Genomic DNA, 18,853 nt, shown 5'->3' on the forward strand with positions numbered 1-18,853 from the left:
CCGTTAAAAACGGACTCAATGCAGCTCATCTGGAATTTGAAGTAAAAAAATCATAATGAAAAATCTGATTGAAAGCGCTGATAATGTTTCAATGTATATTCCGTAATTTGTTGATCATATTCAGGATATTCATATCTCAATAAATCAGCCACTGACTTTGAATATGCTCTAAAGAGACCTTGGCAGTCAAACAATGCCTTCCACACGCTTTCATAAGTATTGCCGACATAAGTATTCAGCAGGATTTCCCAATCTTTCGCATTCATGTAATGTTGAATATACTTATAATTCTTCCCTACACTTAATGAAAACTGATTCTCTATCCCGATATTCCACGCAATCATACGCAAAACATTAGGCCTTAAAATGTCATTCATATGATCCAGCGCAAACAGTATTTCTTTACGCATTAATCCTTTAATCACATAGGTTGAAACCATCCAAAATTCATTGCAGCAATCATCAAACTCTCTGGAGGTCGGTTTCTTTATATGATATTGTTCATCACTCGCAATAACCTTACTATTGATTCGGTCATCCTTGTCTAATACTATTTCCGCCAAACCATCACTCTGTGTAAAATAATCCTCTGTTTGACTCAGAGGGATCAAAGTTAAGTCGATTTTATGATGATCTTTAAATAGCATTAGATAGGAGAACCAGTCTCCGAGTTCCGGAGGGAAGAGTTCCATATCTTCAGGTTTTTGCATCATCATTCTTTCGCCAAACTGATCCAGCCAGCTGTCGTCAGATGTGAAGGAGTCCATATCGGTCACAAAATAAGAAATATCATAGTCTTGAAATTTGTCTCTCGGTACATTTTTATTGGTTCTTGATCCCTCTAAAGTGACAAGACGGATTCTCTCGTCCTTCATCGCAATATCAAGAATCAATTTCATCATTTCGTCTTCACTTCTCACATGTAAAACCTCCCGATAAAGAGATTTTTACAGATCATGCTTTTCAGTTTATAAACAACAGAAAGAAAAGGTTTGTGAGCTTGCTCATGATTTACAGAAAGCCTTATGTACTTGATGATTTTGCTCCAATCGTAACACATCTGCAAGAACATGAGAAGAGCACTCCTGCTGTTCCAAGAGTGCTTTTTCCCGAATGGTCAGATATATTGGCTGTCCCGATGATGATGATGGAACGGGTAGCCGCCGTAGCCTCCGCCATAGCCGCCAAAACCGTACCCCGGATATCCCCCGAAGCCTCCGTAGCCGCCAAAACCGCCGTAACCGCCGTAACCGCCAAAACCGTATCCCGGGTAGCCGTAGCCTCCGCCGAAACCGTATCCCGGATATCCTCCGAAGCCTCCGTGGCCGCCAAAACCGTACCCCGGGTAGCCTCCGAAGCCTCCATAGCCGCCGCCAAAGCCTCCGCCGTAAATCGGTCTTCTTTCATTCATGACTTATCGCTCCTTCACATAGGTTACAGTCCAGTTTATGACATCCGGAAGGAAACGTATGGGCATCCGCCCAGTTTTGGCGAAATAATCAATAATTGCTTACGGAGACATACGATACAGGCCGACCGCGTAAGCAAAATAAAAAGGCCGGAACTTATGCCGCCCCGGCCTGTTTGTCTTTATTCGCCTAAATCTACATTGTGATAAACCTGCTGTACGTCTTCGAGATCTTCCAGCACATCGATCAGCTTTTCAAATTGAGCTTTCGCATCTTCCGGAAGCTCAACTTCATTTTGCGCAAGCATCGTCAGCTCCGCAACCGTGAACTCTTCAACGCCGGCATTTTTGAATGCCTCCTGTACGGCATGGAATTGATCAGGCTCGGCATACACGATAACACTGTCATCCTCTTCTAAAATATCGCGCACGTCCACATCAGCTTCCATCAGCAATTCCAGCGCTTCATCCGCCGTCTTGCCTTCAACGCCGATAACGGCAGTCGCATCAAACATGTAAGCGACAGACCCGCTCACACCCATATTTCCGCCGTTTTTCCCGAATGCAGCGCGCACTTCAGGCGCCGTGCGGTTTACATTATTCGTTAACGCGTCAACGATGATCATTGAACCGTTCGGCCCGAAACCTTCGTAACGCAGCTCGTCAAAGTTCTCCTCCGCGCCGCCTTTCGCCTTTTCAATCGCACGCTCAATAATATTTTTCGGCACACTGTACGTCTTCGCGCGCTCAAGCACCACTTTTAACGCCTGGTTCGATTCCGGATCTGGCTCGCCTTGTTTTGCCGCCACATAAATCTCACGGCCGAACTTCGCGTAAATCCGGCTCGTATTTGCGTCCTTTGATGCTTTCTTTTCTTTAATGTTGTTCCACTTACGGCCCATTTTGTTCCACTCTCTTTCACGAATTGAATCTGTATGATAAATACTCTGCTTCTATTATACCTCAGCGGTTGGGTTGTTTCGAGTGTAAGACATTAGAAAAAACAGGCACGCTTAAAATCACCGGAGCGCAGTAAGCCGAATTTGAAGGTTATTGTACAAAACATAAAAAGCCTCCCTTCATACAGGAAGGAAGTCGCAAGCCAAAAGATTCATTTTATTCTTATTACCTATTTCCTACACTGTATATCCCGACTCACGTGGTAAAATTTTGATATCGAACAAAAGAAAGGATATGGTCATGAAAGTTTTCGAAGCAAACAGCCTCCTCGCCGCTGCCAAACAGCGCGCGGGTGAATACAAAAAACTGCGCGGCCAGATGGTTAATCTGAAAAAAGCGTTTCAAGGTATGGCTGACCTTGGTGACAATGATTTCTCAGGCCGGGGCGCAAATAACATCAAAGCTTTTTTCAAGGACCACGCCGGCGTCACAGACAGCTGGCTTGATCTGATCGATATGAAAATCGCATTCCTCACAAGCCTTCCCGGCAAGGTCGAAGACGCCGGACTTTCCAATTCGCATGTGGAGGAATCATTTCTGGAGCATGAGCTCACCCACGCCCTCAGTAAATCAAAGGCGATTATGGAAGAGCAGAAAAAGGACATGCGCTCCATCCTCGGAGAGATCGAAGACATCATCTCGCTTGATCTGTTTTCAACCGAAAGCACAGATCAGAAGCTTTCTTCAGCTGACAAAAAAAGAAGCGAAACGATACATAAACTCGGCAAACTTGATCACGATCTAACGAAAGAATACGCAGAAACCGAAGCAAACGAACAGTTCCTCCAAGCCGACTTTCAGCAGCTCCAAAACGCCACGGGCAAAGGAAAAAGCGCCACGCCGCTTCACTACAACGCCAAAGCGTATCGAGAAAGCGACATCCATAAGAAGAAAGGCGAGATTGCAAGACATTCGGATGCTTATTTGACGATGAAGAAGGAAGAAGCGAAAGAGCGGGAAATCAAGGATCTGAAGAAAAAGCTTGCTGATGGTGTCACCGATCCGGATGAGTATTTGGAAATCGCGAAGAAAATCGGCTATGAAAACCTTGAACCCGCTCAGGTGCAATATGTGATGCAGCTCGAACAAGCAAAACAGCTCGAAGAAGTCGGAGAAACGGCTTGGGATATCGTCAAAGGAATAGGCGTCGGCCTTTATGATGTCGGGAAAGACACAATAACCGGCGTCAAAGATCTGGCTGTCGGCGCATGGGATTTTTACCATCTCTCTGATGAACAAAAAGTCGCTAAAACCATATCCGGCGTATTGAACACGCCCTCTTACGCAAAAATCATATGGACAAACCTGGCGGATTCATGGAATGATAAAATGGTTAACGGGGATGCGTATTCAAGATCACATTACATCACCTACGCCATCGGGAGCATTGTCGGGCTCAAAGGTTCCGGCTCAGCTGTAAAAGTATCAAGCAAGCTCGCCAAAACAGGTGCCGCCAAAGTGGATAACGTCTTGGAAGCCGGAGAAAAAGCGGCTGCAAAACATGTAAAAACCGGGATTGAAAAAGGAAATGACTATATTAATTCCGTTTCGAAAAACAAGTACGAACCCGCGCTTGCCGGAATAGCACAGAATATTGAAAATACTCACAATGTGAAGAATACTCCTTTGTTAAAGAAAATTATAGAAGAAACTAAAGAATCTAGCATCCTGTTCACCAAAAGAAACATTCCAGGTGTTGCAACTGGTAAAGCAATTCCAAGCAGAGGGCTTCAGCTTCAAGAAAGACTAATGTACAATAATGGTAAATTAGGGGTTATCCCTCAAGAAGTACGTAAACAGCTCCTTGGAAAGGAGTTCAAATCATTTGATGAGTTCAGAAAAGAATTCTGGAAATCAATAGCAAACACTGAATATGCAAATGAATTTAATAAAAATAACATAGCAAGAATGAAAAACGGGAATTCCCCTATCGCGCCTAAAAAAGAGCATTACGGTAAACATAAGTCATATATTTTACACCATAAACAACCTATTGATAAAGGTGGGGATGTGTATAATTTAGATAACCTAATTATTACTTCTCCCAAAATGCATCAAGAGATACTAGATCCGGCTTATCATTTCGGAAAAAAAGGAAGTAAAAATTAAATGTAGAAAGGAAGAATTAGTCTTGAATAAAATGTCAAAAGAAGAATTAGTCTCATTGGTGAAAAAAATTATGAATCCTGAATTAGAAGATGAGGTTATTGGTAAATACATCGATTTATTAGAAGAAAATGTCCCTCATCCTGCACCAAGTGATTTAATTTTTTGGAGCGATGAAGAATACACAGCTGAGCAAATTGTGGAGATTGCTCTAAACTATAAAGAAGAGTAATCACACTATAGCCCGTAACCTTCAATAACAATCAAGATGTTTTGTCCAATTAGGACTCTAATGGTGAAATTTTAAAGTTCTCATATAATTTACACCGATGGACTTAAATAGTACCCCCACCGTCTATTGGTATTGGAATCTACAAAACAAAAATAGCTCTTCTCTACTGGGCTATTTTTGTTTCTGGAGATGATTTTATGGAGACTCAAAAAATGGATTTATTATGTCAAAAAATAGTAGAACAAATTAATGAAATGATTCCAGCAGAATGGGAAAGAGTTATTCTTTATGCGGAAATACTTGACGATTCATCTGAGGTTTTCTTTTATTTCAATACTCCACATAGTGAAGATTTTATATATTCTCATAATATCCCTGAACACTATCATGTCAGTGAGGAGATTTATGAGGAGCTGTTATTTGACTTGCAGGACTTATTCGAGGAATTACGAGATGAATTTAAAGAAAATATGGACTAATTTAACACTTAATCTGGGGATAAGCGGAGAATTTTCGATAGATTATAATTATGAAGACGTTATTCAATCTCCATATACCATCTCTCAAAGACAAACAATCTGGACTTATAAAAATGTAGGAATTTATCCTAAGAGTAAACCTTTAAAATCTTTTTTAGAACAGTATCTAAATTCTCAAAATTAAAATTCCCCCTCCTTTATTGGGGGGTTTGGTTGATACAAATGATCCTTACAAATTACCAATTATAATGCTGGAGGCAGATTCTGTTGGAAAATGAATTAAATGCATTATATAGAAGCATAGCTGAAACCGTTAACGAAATGATACCTGAACCATGGGAGAAATTTTTGTTCTATGCTCAGGTTTCAGAGACAGGCGGAGGCACTTACTTTTTTTATAATTCTCAAAATGAACCTAATCATTTTAAGTACAGTCTTGAAATTCCGTTTGAATTTGATATTGACGAAAATGAATTCGATCAGTATGAGATGGAATTATTTAAACTAAGCGAAAAATGAGAGATGTTTTCAGAGATCATGATCAAGAATTATTTTATTCCTTCACTCTTAGCCTAGAGAAATCAGGAAAATTAACTGTCAACTTTGATTATACAGATTGGTTTAAGACAGATTATAGTTTCAGTGATCAGCTTATCATCTGGAAATTTAAAAATTTAGGAGAAGAACCTAAGGATCCATCATTACAAAAATTAACAAAAAATATTCAGAAGAATATCCTGAAAATCCAATTTAATAAAGTTGGGATAATGATGTTAGGAAAAGCTTATCTAAAAATAACTGATGCCATAGGAAAAATAATTCCTTCCGAATGGAGCAAAGTTGTTCTTTATGCAGAAATATTAGACGGCTCCAGAGAAGTGTATTTTTTCTTTCAAACACCAGAAAACGATGAATATATATACTCTCACGACATTCCAGAACAATTTCAAGTTAGTAAAAAAATTTATACAGAACTATTATTAGATCTTCAAGAGTTATTTAAACAGTTACACAATGAATTTAAAGAAAATAATCCCGAAGCATGGACAAATTTGACACTGAATCTTGAAAGCAATGGAACGTTCTCAATTGATTATGATTATGAAGATGTTATTGAATCTAGTTTGGACGAATACGAAAGACAAATGATTTGGGAGTACAATAACTTGGGTATTTACCCTGAAGATGAAGAGGACAAAGAATTTGTTAAGGATTATCTAAATATTAAATAATGGCTTCAACAATTCAAAGGTAGAGGATCATCAATGGAAACTCAAAAAATGGGTGAACTATATCAAAAGATTGCTGAACATCTAAATGAAATGATTCCATCTCAATGGGAACAGATCGCTTTATATGCTGAAATACTCGATAACTCGGCGGATATATACTTTTATTTTACAACACCAAATAACAGTGATTATTTATTTTCTCATAATATACCTGAACATTTTGATGTGAGCGAAGAGATTTACGATCAACTGCTAATTGAACTTCAAGAGCTTTTTGAAGAACTAAAAGAAGAATTTAAACTAGGCAATCAAGATATTTGGACAAATCTCACTTTAAAATTAGAAAACACCGGAAAGTTTTCAATTGATTATAATTATGATGATGTTTTATCCTCTGAACTTGATGACCTTCAAAGACGAGATGTTTGGAAATATCAAAATCTCGGCATACTGCCAGCTGATGAGGAAGATAGAAAATTCATAGAAGAGTATCTAAACATATAAAAAATTAAAAAGGATTCTGATATTGTGGAAACTGAAAAAATGGGCGAACTATATCAAAAAATCGCTGAGCAAATAAATGAAATCATTCCGTCTGAGTGGGAGAAGGTTGCTCTTTATGCCGAAATTTTAGATGATTCTTCAGAAGTTTACTTCTTCTTTACTACTCCACAAAATCAGGAATATATATATTCACACGATATTCCTGAACATTTTAATGTTGATGAAGATATATATGACGAACTTCTATATGAGTTGCATGATTACCTTGAAGAGTTACGGGATGAATTTAAAACAAACAATGAAGACTTATGGACAAACCTCACTTTACATCTCGAACGAAGCGGTAAATTCTCAATTGACTACGATTACACCGATGTCATCGCCTCAGACTTAAACGGAACACAACGGCAAGTGGTATGGGAATATCAAAACTTGGGGATTTTGCCTGAAGATGAGGACGACAAAGAATTTGTAATAAGCTACTTCGGTCTATAAATCAATAATGGCTCAGCAGTTCCCTGCTGGGCTATTTTTTATAACTAGGATTTCTCGACAATTGAAGGTGAAAAAGTTGGAAACTAAGCAAATGCAAGATTTGCACCACATTATTGGTGAAAAATTAAATGACATCATACATTGTGAATGGACAAAAATATATCTTTATGCAGAAGTATTAGATGACTCTACCATGGTTCTCTATCACTTCAAGACACCAAATGTCAACTGATTTATTCACAAAATATACCAGTCCGATACAGTGTAAGTAAAGATATCTTCAAAACTTTTTCAAGAGAAATCCGAGAACTCTTTGAGGAATTAAGAATTGAGAACAAAAAGAATAATGATAAACAAAACAGGCAGCATCCAGTAAACGGATGCTGCCTGTTACATCGTTATGTATCGTCTGAAGAAGTCATTTATTTTGTTTTTTAAATATGAAAATAGATATGACGGTAAATATGATGGCTGTAATGACAATGACCCACAAGCTCGCAGCCGTACTGATAAAATGGCCGTTTAACTTGTAGACGATCCCGTAATGCTTTTCATATTCCTGTATTTGGGTTGTGGAAGCATGTTTAAATACTTTATCAACTGAGTCTGTCATAAACGCTTTTCTGAACAGAACAGCGGTGTGGCTGATAGGGAAATACATAATAATCTTCTGCACAAACACCGGTACGCCGCCGATCGGCACATATACTCCGCATAAAAAACCGATGGCTGTTCCGACAATCGTACTTAACGTCGAAAATGCATTTTGTGTGTGAATAAACAGCGTTAAAAATAAATTTATGGAACTTGACAGTGCAACTGAAAGAATAATGATCCCCAATACTTCAAGTATATCTGTACCGCTTAAAAGCTTGCTGCCTGTTGAAATGAGAAAAATTTCACAGCCTAAAAAGGCGATGAAAGAAAAGATCAAGCCGATGACAAATGAATGAATGACATAGCTCAATTGGATGGTCGCCCTTGATAAAGGAGCTGTTAAAAAGTCATACGTTCTCTTACTTTCTTTATCTTTCACCATAATTCCGAAAGCGCCTAAAGTCGTTGTCACAGCTGTAATGGACAGCAATCCCGCCACCATCCATTCGTTCACCATTGCTTTGGAATCATCTGTCGAACCGACCAAGGCCTTAATGGCGTCCAGCTGTGTCTGCTGTAAGAACACGGCATATAACAGAATGACGATAAATACTGACAGCAAAGAAAGAAGCAAAAGCGTTCGATCACGGAAGTATATTTTTATATTTCTGCTGATTAAACTGGATAAAGACTTCATTTATGCAATGCTCCCCTTTACTGGCAAACTGCTTCCTTGTTCCTCGATAATATGGATAAACACATCATCCATATTCCCTTTAATCACCTCGAAAGATTCAATTTTTCCTTCAAGACCTTTCAAAATGTCCAGCGCATGGAGAGTGGACTCTACACGAAGAGAATAAATAGAGTTTTTAACCGTAAAATCCAGTTGTTTATTTTCAAACCATGCCGTCGGATCAACGCCTTGCTTAAACATCATATGCAGACTGTCAAACGCATATTGATCTTTCAGCTGACTCGGTGTACCCTCTGCGATCAGACGTCCTTCTTTGATGACCACAACGTTATCAGCCACAGCGGCCTCCTCCATGTAATGGGTCGTTAAAAAGATCGTCATGTTTGTTTCTTCCTGCAGCCTTTTAATCGCATTCCAAACAAATACTCTCGTTTGCGGATCAAGACCTGTAGTAGGCTCATCTAAAAATAATATAGTCGGTTTATGGATGATGGCACGGGCAATATCCGCTCTTCTTCTTTGTCCGCCTGACAAATCGCTGTATTTTTTCTCCTTAATATCATCCAATTTTAAATAGTCTGTTACAAACTGATAGTTCTCTTGCACTTGTGCCTTGCTTAAATGATAATATTGTCCGCGGTTCATGATATTTTCATAAACGGTCAATCGTTCATCCAAAATGCTCTCTTGGAAAACAACTCCGATCTTTTTGCGGATATGATTATTCTCTTTTCCTTCACCCAGCGTATAACCGTCTATTACCACTTTTCCGGATGTCTTTTTAATCAGCGTACAGAGAATATCGATAGTGGTCGATTTCCCTGCACCGTTCGTTCCCAGAAATGCAAACAGCTCGCCGCGTTTGACAGAAAAGGATACCCCTTTCACTGCTTCAAATGATCCATATTTTTTACGAAGATCCGTTACTGTAATAATGTCTTGTTCTTCTCCCATTCTGTTCACCTCGAAAAGTAAGATTCTATACCGTTGTTCACTAACTTTATATCGTCATTCCCGCCAGGATTTTCCTCATTTTTATCCAACTTTATTATCTTTTTAAAAATAATTATCTTTATTATAACGATATAATTTATTATTCTCGCGTTTTGTTATTGGGTTTAGGATCGGTGGATTTTCTATATTGGGGATCACTATTGATTTTGCATGAAATTTATACATGCTGTAATCAATAAACCCTTTATCATAAAAAGGGTTTTTATTGGTTAAGAATCTCTAATACTATTTAAAATTCCTGTTTGTAACCGAAATACATATTATCTTAGAACATTCAGAAAGGAGAACGTAATGGAAACATGCCCTTATTGTGCAACTTCAATTCAAAAGAATAATCAGTATTACTGTAGTTTTTGCTTAATGTACATACATAATGTTCAGAGAGATGGCAAACGTGAAATCATAAAATATCGTGAGCATACTTTTGAATTAGATTTGGATAAGTCTACACCAGAACTAATGACTCTGCCAACAATTGAATTATTTCATTTACTGCGGCTCTCAAGAAAAATACGCAAACAGAAGTATGATCAGCTATATAAATCTCGACTTGAATCAGAAAAAGGAAATGAATCAGAAAGTGTTCAAATCGCAACGGAGAATTACCAATATTACACAAAGAAAATGTATATCATAGAGAATATATTAAATAAACGTCTGGGTTACATTCCAGATAGGATAGATAATGTATTTCTTAAGAGTTATTTAGAAAAAGTAATGATTAGTAAGGAGAAAAAACAAGATATGAAAGTGTATTAAAAAAGCTGCCCCTCTAGAGTGAATATTAATAAAGAAATGTATAGAAAGCTATATTATAGGCGTTAACCAAACATCTTCTGGTACTCTTCTCATGTCAAGAGTTCGTCCTGAATGCAAAAAAATTTGGATTAAAAAAAGGCAACCATCCCTAAGGGTTAGTTGCCTTCTCTTAATTCCAGCACAGCCACACACTCCACATGATTCGTATGCGGGAACATATCCACTGGCTGCACTTCTCGCGTCTGATACCCGCCATCCTCAAGCACCCGCAGGTCTCTTGCAAGCGTTCCTGGATTGCAGGATACGTACACCACCCGCTTCGGTTTCATGTCGATGATTGTCCGCAGGAGGGCTTCGTCACAGCCTTTTCTTGGCGGGTCCACGACGAGGGTGTCGGCCGTGATGCCTTCTTCATACCATTTTGGAATGACTGTTTCCGCTTCTCCGACTGTGAATTCCGCGTTTGTGATGCCGTTCAGCTCAGCGTTGCGTTTTGCATCCTCGATGGCTTCCGGCACGATTTCGACGCCGTATACTTTCTTCGCCTGCTTCGCTAAGAAGAGAGAAATGGTTCCGATGCCGCAGTAGGCGTCGATGACGGTTTCTTCCCCTTGCAGCTCCGCGTACTCAAGCGCTTTGTCGTAGAGCACTTTTGTCTGTTCCGGGTTGACCTGATAGAACGATCTGGCGGAGATGGCGAATTTGACGTCTCCGATGAGGTCGTAGATGTATTCTTCGCCCCAGATGACGTTTGTTTCGTTCCCAAAGATGACGTTTGTTTTGTTTGGATTGATGTTTTGCACGATGGATTTGACGTGCGGGAATTGCGCTGTGATGTCTTCGATGATTTTCGCTTTGTGCGGAAAATCGCTTGTTCTTGTGATGAAGACGATCATCATTTCGCCCGTGACGACGCCGTATCTGACCATAATGTGGCGGAGCCAGCCTTTGTGGCGTTCTTCGTTATAGGCTTTGACACCGTATGCTGCGCAGATGTCTTTGACGGCTTGGACGGCTTCGTCATTTTTGGATTGCTGGATCAGGCAGGCGCTCATGTCGATGATGTCATGGCTTCTTTGCTGATAAAATCCGGCGACGAGTCCGCCTTCTCTTTCTCCTACCGGCACCTGCGCTTTGTTTCTGTAGTTCCACGGGTCTTCCATGCCGAGCGTCGGGTGCACGGTGACTTTTGAGAGGTCCAGCTTGCCGATCCGTTCTAAGACGTCTTTGACTTGTTTCTGTTTAAACAAAAGCTGGCCTTCATAGGTCATGTGCTGAAGCTGGCAGCCGCCGCATTGTTTGTAGATTGGGCACGGGGCATCCGTTCTGTGCGGGCTTTCTTCCTTCAGCTCGATCAAACGGCCGAAAGCGAAGCCTTTTTTGACGCGTGTCACTTTGATTTGCGCTTTTTCCTCAGGCAGGGCGTTCGGCACGAAGATCGGAAAGCCCTGAACCTTTGCGACGCCCGCTCCTTCGTGCGTCAAATCCTCAAATGTCACATCATAGTATTCATTTTTTTCTATCGGGGGTTTCATTTTCATCTATAATCACCTCTAGTTTTACCAATAACCTTGTTTCAGCGTGCTGGCAAACCTTCAAATTCAATGTCAGCCTTCAAAGGTTTCCGATCACGCTGAAAAGATGACAAAATCCTAAAACGAATACTGTTTTAGGATTTTGTCCGCGTATTAATCATCCAGCTGTTCCGCTTTCTCCTTCGGCATGATGACGTGAATATGCCGGTACAGGTTCACGAATTCGCCCGGCAGCATGCCGCCGTATTCGCCGTCCAGGTTCAGCTGCATCTTTTCTGATACGTTAACTTTCACGCGGTTCGCTTTTGTGTAAATAATGTGCTGATCGTTAATATGATCGCCTCTGAGCGCCATGCTCGCGACTCTGATAAACTCCGCGAGATTGGCTTTTTTCAAAATAATCAAATCAAACATGCCGTCATTCAGGCTGGAATCAGGGGCCAGTTTCTCGAATCCGCCGACCGAGTTGGTCAGCGTCACTAAAAACAGCATAATTTCCCCTTGAAACAGCTTGCCGTCATATTCAATCTCGACTTCTGTCGGTCGAAGTGAAGGCAGCATTTCCATTCCCTTTAAATAATAAGCAAGCTGGCCGAGCATCGTTTTCAGTTTGCTTGGCACATCATACGTCAGCTCCGTCAGACGGCCTCCGCCGGCGATGTTGATAAAATACTGACCGTTCACCTGTCCGATGTCGATCGGGCGGGCTACGCCGTTAATGACGGTATCGGCGGCATTCAGTATATTCTCTCTCGGAATGCCCAGCGCTCTGGCGAAGTCATTTGTCGTGCCGACCGGAATGATGCCGAGTGTCGGGCGTGTGTCTAACGGCGCAAGGCCGTTGACGACTTCATTAATCGTTCCGTCTCCGCCGGCAGCGATAATCAGGTCAAACTCCCGCAAAGCGGCTTCTTTTGCGGCGTGGGTGGCATCCCCCGCGCATGTGGTGGCATGGGTGGAGGTTTCATAACCGGCTTGTTCAAATTTTTGCAGGACCTGGGCAAGATTTTTCTTAAAAAGCTCCCGTCCTGAAGTCGGATTGTATATTATGCGTGCACGTTTCATTATCTCATCATCCTACTTAAGAGTATCCGATCCATTATTAACACTAACAACCTTTAATTATACTATGACTTGAGAAAATCGCAACAATATGTACAGGAATTCCCAGAAGAAAAAAGGCCCCGGCTCCGTTTAAGGAGCCAAGGCCCGCTGTCTTACTCTTCTTCCGTTCTAGGTTTTTTCTTACGGAATTTCGCCAATACTTCATATACGATCGGCACAATCAGAAGGGTAAGCAGAGTTGAACTGATTAAACCGCCGATAACGGTGACACCGAGTCCTTTAGAAATGACCTGGCTTCCGCCTTCGAAGCCCAATGCCAATGGAAGCAGGGCGCCGATTGTCGCGATCGCCGTCATCAGAATCGGACGCAATCTCGTAGAGCCGGCTTCCAGGAGCGCTTCTCTCGTCGATAAGCCTTCCGCTTCTTTATGGATAACGCGGTCAATTAAGACAATCGCGTTTGTGACGACGATTCCGATCAGCATCAGCATACCGATCATGGCATTCAGACTGATCGTCTCTCCGGATACATACAGGCCGGCTAATGCGCCGATGACTGTAAACGGAAGCGAGAACAGAATCGCAAACGGCGCTAATGCTCCGCCGAACGTGATCACAAGAACGAGGTATACGATGGCGATTGCGGCAAGCATCGCTAACCCGAGTTTCGTAAAGGAATCAGCAATATCCGCTGATACACCGCCGGTATCAATCGATACATTGTCCGGCTTATCCAGTTTGTCAACTTTCTTTTGAACGGCTGATGACACCTTCGTGACGTTGTCAGAAGTGACGGTTGCCGTTACGTCAGCGTACACTTTGCCGTCGCGTTTGGAAATGGTATCGGATGTCGTGCCATTTTTCACTTTCGCCACATCGCCGATTTTTACTTCTTGGCCTGCAGGCGATGTGATGGTTTTATCCTCTAATTCTTTTACACTCTTATACTGGTCTTTTTCTGTTTTGATGTTGACGTCAAGCTCTTTGCCGTCCTTTTTCACCGTTGTCAAAGGAGACTGTGACGTTTGGGACATCAGGGCTTGGGAGATTTGCGAAGCCGTCAGGCCCTGCTTGCTGAGTTTCTCCTGGTCAGCGGTGAACGTGTACTCATCATATGTGCTGGAAAGGCCTGAGTTGACGTCTTTCAGATCTTTCTGCTTTTTCATGATGCTTTCGATGTCTTTGACCGTGCCTTTAATATCAGACTCTGAATCTCCGTACACATAGTACGTTAATTCGTTGTTGTTGCCTGACGAACTGAAATTTTGTGATTTCCATTCGCCGCGGCTGGATGTTTTTTTGATTTCTTTTAAGACATTGTCTTTTTCTTTGTCAAAATCAGGCGTGTCATCCTCGTATTTCACGTAGAACAATGCGCCGTTTGAGCTTCCGCCGAGCGGACTTTGCGAGCCTAATGAATACTGAACGGTATCGACATGTTTGCGTTTAAGCAGCATGTCTTCCGCTTTTTGCGCAGCTTTTTCAGCTTCGCTTTTCGTTTCGCCCGGTTCAGGCGTGTATGTGAGCTGCATCGTTTTGTCCGCTTGCGCAGGCAGGTAGCTCGCGCCGATCAGAGGTACGAGGAACAAACTGCCGACAAGCATCAGAACCGCGATGATAGATGTAATCCATTTATGTCTTAATGACCAATTCAGCACTTTTTTATAGAAATTGGCCAATCTGCCCGGCTTATGCTCTTTCGCTTTAACAGGCGCGCCTGTGAGCGATTTTTTGAATAAGCTGTGCGCAAGCATCGGCACCAGTGTGATCGAAATCAACAGTGATGCGGCAAGCGCGAAGACGATTGTTAATGCAAACGGCATAAACAGTTCGCCGATCTGTCCGCCGACCATGGCAAGCGGCAGGAATACGGCAATGGTTACGATCGTTGATGACATGATCGGTTTAAACATTTCTTTCGTCGCTTCACGCACCAATTGCTTCCCGCGTAAAGGTTCATCTTTCAGCCTCATGCGGCGGTAAATGTTTTCGATCACGACAATCGAGTCGTCGACTACCCGTCCGATGGCGACCGTCATCGCACCGAGCGTCATTATGTTTAATGTGACATCAAGCTGATTCAGCACGAGAAGCGCAATCAGCAGTGACAGCGGGATGGAAATGATAGAAATCATCGTTGATTTAATATCTCTTAAGAATAAGAGAATGATCACGACCGCAAAAATCGCGCCGAAAATCGCTTTGCTTAACATCGTATCCACCGACTCTGTAATCGGCTCTGCCATATCAAGAGTCGAGCTGTACTTGAACCCTTTGTGGTCTTTTTTGTATTGATTCAGTTCATCTTTAATCGCATCGGCCACTTCTACCGTGTTGGCGTCATTGGCTTTTACGATATTAATTCCGATGCTGTCCTTTCCGTTCGTGCGGGAAATGGATTCAGCTTTTTTCACATCTTTAATGTCGGCAATGTCAGAAAGCTTGACTGTCGGCACCCCTGCTGCCGCGCTTTGCTGTGCCTGCTGCATAGCCTGAGCGTCCGCCGCAGATGCCGCACCGGCTCCGCCCGCTTGACCTTGAGCGGCAGAAGAAGATGTGACCGGAATTCTCATATCTTTCAGATCTTTAATTGACGTAATATTTCCGTTAACGACAACTGATTTTTCTTTGTTGCCGAATGTGTACAATCCAAGCGGCGTATTGACGTCAGAGCCTTGGATCACTTTCTTGACGGTATCTTCATCAAGTCCGTACTCTTTCATTTTTTTGTCTTTGAAAGAGAACTCCACCTGCTCTTCCTGCTGTCCGGAAACTTGCACGGACGCAACGCCCTGAATGCCTTCAAGCTTAGGAACGAGAGTGTTTTCCACATTTTTGGTCAGGTCTTCAAGCGAGCTTTTGCCGCTTGTCACACTGAGCGTCAAAATCGGGAAAGAGTTGAGGCTGTAACGGGAAATGTCAGGTTTTTTCGCGTCGTCAGGAAGGCTGACACTGTCCAGCGCTTCAGCGACTTCGGTTTTCGCCTTGTCCATATCCTTGCTGTAATCATATTCAATCATAACCGATGAGACGTTTTCAGAAGATGTGGACGTTACGACGCTCACTCCTTCTAAATTCTGGACCGCCTGCTCGATCGGTTTTGTCACGTCATCCGCAACTTGACTCGGAGCAGCTCCGGGATAAGTCGTATTTACTGAAAGGTAAGGCATGTTGACGTCCGGTATGGATTCCTGCTTCATATTCATACCGGCATACAGCCCTGCTACAGTAACGATAATCGTCATCAGCCAAACTGCGAATTTGTTCTTCAGTACAAAGTTAATAATGTGGTTCATCATGTCCTCCGTTAATTTTTATTGACTGACTGGTCATTCTATATAATACTAAACGGTATAACTCAACATCGTCAACTAATAAGGCAGTAAATTTTTCTAAATTTTTCAGGATTAAGGGGAAGCACGTCATGAACGAAAAAAAAGAGAAAATCATAAAAACAGGCATCCATTTATTTGCCAAAAAAGGGTTTTCTTCAACAACCATTCAGGAAATCGCCGGTGAATGCGGAATTTCAAAAGGAGCCTTCTATCTCCATTTCAAATCAAAAGAAGACCTTTTGCTGTCAGCATGTGAGTATTACATCGGCATGTCCATGGAAGAAATAAAGAAAATCAAAACAGAACATCAGCATAAACCGCCTAAGGACGTATTTCGAAAACAAATCGCTTATCAATTCCAGGAATTTATGGAGCACAAGGACTTTATCATTCTCTTGCTGAGCGAAAAGGTCATTCCTGAAAATCAAAAGGTCAAGCAGTATTTTCATGAGGCCAATATTCAATTTAACATGCTGTATCGGGATGCGTTGCTCTCCGTTTACGGAGATGCCGTCACACCGTTTATAGCGGATGCGTCCGTTATGGCGCAAGGAATTGTGAGCTCCTATATTCATTTCTTGATTTTTAATGAACATACGGCATTCCGGACGGAAAACGTGGCGGCCTTTCTGATTGCCAGAATCGATGATCTGATTACGGGACTGATAAAAGACAACCCCGATCCGCTGCTGCCTGAGGATATCTTCACTCAGCCCGCGGCGGACAGAGAAAGACTGCTTGCGGATATTCAAAAGATAAAAGCACAGCAGGGGCTGCCTGAGGACGTCCTCGTATCGCTTGAAGTCATTGAAGAGGAATGCGCAAAGGAAGAGCCGCGAAAACCGATTATTAAAGGAATGCTGTCCAACTTGGCAGGCAGCGGAAATGAGCAGATTGAAACGCTGCGGGCTTCCATTGAAACCTATTTCAGCTTATAAAAAAAAGAGACCGGCGCTTACCGGTCTCCGTGTCAGCAGCGCCCTTAGAGGCGGCTGCTTTTTTTATCGTTTTTTGATTTCTTCAAGTAAGATCTTGTTGACCATCGGCGGGTTGGCCTGTCCTTTTGAGGCTTTCATAATCTGCCCGACAAGGAAGCCGATCGCGCGGTCTTTTCCGTTTTTGAAGTCTTCAATTGACTGCGGGTTGCTGTCAAGCGCATCTGTTACCAGCTTCAGAAGCACGCTTTCGTCAGAAATCTGCACGAGGCCTTTTTCTTTGACGATTTTTTCTGCGTCGCCGCCTTTTTCAATTAATTCTTTAAAGACTTTCTTCGCGATTTTGGACGAGATGGTTCCTTTTTCAATCAGCTTAATCATGCCGGCAAGGCCTTCAGGAGTCAGGGCGACATCCTCAAGCTCTTTTTGTTCGGCGTTCAGGTAAGCTGAGACTTCACCCATCAGCCAGTTTGATGCCTGCTTGGCTTCTGCGCCTTTATTGACCGTTTCTTCGAAGAAATCAGCCATTTCTTTCGTCAGCGTCAGAACCATTGCGTCATAAGCAGGCAGGCCGAGCTCTTCGATATAACGCTTGCGGCGCTCGTCCGGAAGCTCAGGAATGGTTGCTCTTACGCGTTCTTTCCATTCGTCATCAATGTAGAGCTCGACAAGGTCAGGCTCAGGGAAATAACGATAGTCGTCCGAACCTTCTTTGACACGCATCAAAATGGTTTTTTTCGTCGCTTCATCGTAGCGGCGCGTCTCCTGCTGAATGACTCCGCCTGACAGAAGCACCTGCTCTTGGCGTTTTTCTTCATGCTCAAGTCCTTTTTGCACGAATGCGAAGGAGTTCAGGTTTTTCAGCTCCGTTTTTGTGCCGAATTTCTCCTGGCCGATCGGACGAAGGGAAATGTTGGCGTCACAACGCAGTGAACCTTCTTCCATTTTACAGTCGGAAACGCCTGTGTATTGGATAATTGATTTCAGCTTTTCGAGATATGCGTAAGCTTCCTCCGGTGTGCGGATATCCGGCTCAGATACAATCTCGACAAGCGGCGTGCCTTGGCGGTTGAAGTCAACGAGGGAATAGCCGTCGCCCGTATGCGTCAGTTTTCCCGCATCTTCTTCAAGGTGAAGACGGGTAATGCCGATTTTTTTCGTTTTTCCGCCGACTTCGATTTCGATCCAGCCGTTTTCGCCGATCGGCTTGTCAAATTGAGAAATTTGATATGCCTTCGGGTTGTCCGGATAGAAATAGTTTTTCCGGTCAAACTTCGTATCCGTTGCGATTTCACAGTTCAAAGCCATTGCGGCTTTCATCGCGAATTCAACCGCTTCTTTGTTCAAAACGGGCAGCACGCCGGGATAGCCGAGGTCGATGACGCTCGTTTGGGTATTCGCTTCCGCGCCGAATGGCGTCGGTGAGCTTGAGAAAATTTTAGATTTTGTTTTTAATTCCACATGGACTTCAAGTCCGATTACCGTTTCAAAGTTCACTTC

General features: G+C 42.4%; 16 protein-coding genes and 3 pseudogenes. 10 read left to right on the plus strand and 9 right to left on the minus strand.

Going from position 1 to position 18,853, the window contains the following annotated elements; genetic code table 11:
• Positions 1-50: 50 nt before the first annotated feature.
• From ant(6) to G9F75_RS14195, 3 genes are all read right to left on the minus strand, one after another.
• Entirely contained in the window at positions 51-920 is an 870-nt protein-coding gene (ant(6), locus tag G9F75_RS14185) for an aminoglycoside 6-adenylyltransferase (RefSeq protein ID WP_103527090.1), read from the minus strand.
• 197 nt (positions 921-1,117) lie between these two features.
• Entirely contained in the window at positions 1,118-1,411 is a 294-nt protein-coding gene (locus G9F75_RS14190; protein ID WP_021495161.1) for a hypothetical protein, read from the minus strand.
• A 179-nt stretch (positions 1,412-1,590) separates the two neighbouring features.
• Entirely contained in the window at positions 1,591-2,310 is a 720-nt protein-coding gene (locus G9F75_RS14195) for a YebC/PmpR family DNA-binding transcriptional regulator (RefSeq protein ID WP_003155709.1), read from the minus strand.
• A 298-nt stretch (positions 2,311-2,608) separates the two neighbouring features.
• Between G9F75_RS14195 and G9F75_RS14200 the strand changes: the two genes are divergently transcribed.
• The 8 genes and pseudogenes from G9F75_RS14200 to G9F75_RS14240 all read left to right on the plus strand — a co-directional run.
• Positions 2,609-4,477, plus strand: coding sequence for a T7SS effector LXG polymorphic toxin (locus G9F75_RS14200; RefSeq protein ID WP_021495162.1), 1,869 nt, complete (start codon positions 2,609-2,611; stop codon positions 4,475-4,477).
• A 22-nt stretch (positions 4,478-4,499) separates the two neighbouring features.
• Positions 4,500-4,706, plus strand: coding sequence for a bacteriocin immunity protein (locus G9F75_RS14205; protein ID WP_014417133.1), 207 nt, complete (start codon positions 4,500-4,502; stop codon positions 4,704-4,706).
• Positions 4,707-4,960: 254 nt separating this feature from the next.
• A pseudogene (locus G9F75_RS14210) lies at positions 4,961-5,279 on the plus strand (immunity protein YezG family protein); the annotation flags it as partial.
• Positions 5,280-5,452: 173 nt separating this feature from the next.
• A pseudogene (locus tag G9F75_RS19940) lies at positions 5,453-5,939 on the plus strand (immunity protein YezG family protein).
• 16 nt (positions 5,940-5,955) lie between these two features.
• Positions 5,956-6,417, plus strand: coding sequence for an antitoxin YezG family protein (locus G9F75_RS14225; protein WP_031304524.1), 462 nt, complete (start codon positions 5,956-5,958; stop codon positions 6,415-6,417).
• Positions 6,418-6,450: 33 nt separating this feature from the next.
• A complete protein-coding gene (locus tag G9F75_RS14230; protein WP_021495165.1) occupies positions 6,451-6,921 on the plus strand; it encodes an immunity protein YezG family protein in 471 nt (156 codons plus the stop codon).
• A gap of 24 nt (positions 6,922-6,945) precedes the next feature.
• Positions 6,946-7,416, plus strand: a complete 471-nt coding sequence (locus G9F75_RS14235; protein WP_021495166.1) for an antitoxin YezG family protein — start codon at positions 6,946-6,948, stop codon at positions 7,414-7,416.
• A gap of 91 nt (positions 7,417-7,507) precedes the next feature.
• Positions 7,508-7,767 (plus strand): annotated as a pseudogene (locus G9F75_RS14240) (TIGR01741 family protein); the annotation flags it as partial.
• Positions 7,768-7,834: 67 nt separating this feature from the next.
• Here the strand turns inward: G9F75_RS14240 and G9F75_RS14245 are convergent.
• Both G9F75_RS14245 and G9F75_RS14250 read right to left on the minus strand, forming a co-directional pair.
• Positions 7,835-8,710, minus strand: a complete 876-nt coding sequence (locus G9F75_RS14245) for an ABC transporter permease (protein ID WP_103527092.1) — start codon at positions 8,708-8,710, stop codon at positions 7,835-7,837.
• Positions 8,711-9,664 carry an ABC transporter ATP-binding protein gene (locus tag G9F75_RS14250; protein ID WP_014417126.1) on the minus strand — a complete coding sequence of 318 codons (954 nt, stop codon included), beginning with the start codon at positions 9,662-9,664 and terminating at the stop codon, positions 8,711-8,713.
• A gap of 351 nt (positions 9,665-10,015) precedes the next feature.
• Between G9F75_RS14250 and G9F75_RS14255 the strand changes: the two genes are divergently transcribed.
• Positions 10,016-10,483, plus strand: a complete 468-nt coding sequence (locus G9F75_RS14255; RefSeq protein WP_021495168.1) for a hypothetical protein — start codon at positions 10,016-10,018, stop codon at positions 10,481-10,483.
• Positions 10,484-10,638: 155 nt separating this feature from the next.
• On the opposite strand, the gene rlmD is transcribed toward G9F75_RS14255, so the two are convergent.
• The 3 genes from rlmD to G9F75_RS14270 form a co-directional block, all read right to left on the minus strand.
• Positions 10,639-12,024: a 23S rRNA (uracil(1939)-C(5))-methyltransferase RlmD gene (rlmD, locus tag G9F75_RS14260; RefSeq protein ID WP_021495169.1), complete on the minus strand. Its 1,386-nt coding sequence runs from the start codon at positions 12,022-12,024 to the stop codon at positions 10,639-10,641.
• A 147-nt stretch (positions 12,025-12,171) separates the two neighbouring features.
• Positions 12,172-13,083, minus strand: a complete 912-nt coding sequence (locus tag G9F75_RS14265; RefSeq protein ID WP_014417122.1) for a diacylglycerol kinase — start codon at positions 13,081-13,083, stop codon at positions 12,172-12,174.
• Positions 13,084-13,235: 152 nt separating this feature from the next.
• Entirely contained in the window at positions 13,236-16,379 is a 3,144-nt protein-coding gene (locus tag G9F75_RS14270) for an efflux RND transporter permease subunit (protein ID WP_021495170.1), read from the minus strand.
• A gap of 128 nt (positions 16,380-16,507) precedes the next feature.
• On the opposite strand from G9F75_RS14270, the gene G9F75_RS14275 reads away from it, so the two are divergent.
• A complete protein-coding gene (locus tag G9F75_RS14275) occupies positions 16,508-17,356 on the plus strand; it encodes a TetR/AcrR family transcriptional regulator (protein WP_021495171.1) in 849 nt (282 codons plus the stop codon).
• 63 nt (positions 17,357-17,419) lie between these two features.
• On the opposite strand, the gene gatB is transcribed toward G9F75_RS14275, so the two are convergent.
• Entirely contained in the window at positions 17,420-18,850 is a 1,431-nt protein-coding gene (gene gatB / locus G9F75_RS14280) for an Asp-tRNA(Asn)/Glu-tRNA(Gln) amidotransferase subunit GatB (protein ID WP_003155730.1), read from the minus strand.
• Positions 18,851-18,853 lie beyond the last annotated feature (3 nt).

It is taken from the genome of Bacillus sp. EKM208B (assembly GCF_011800725.1).
In the GTDB taxonomy this organism is placed as follows: Bacteria; Bacillota; Bacilli; order Bacillales; family Bacillaceae; genus Bacillus; species Bacillus velezensis.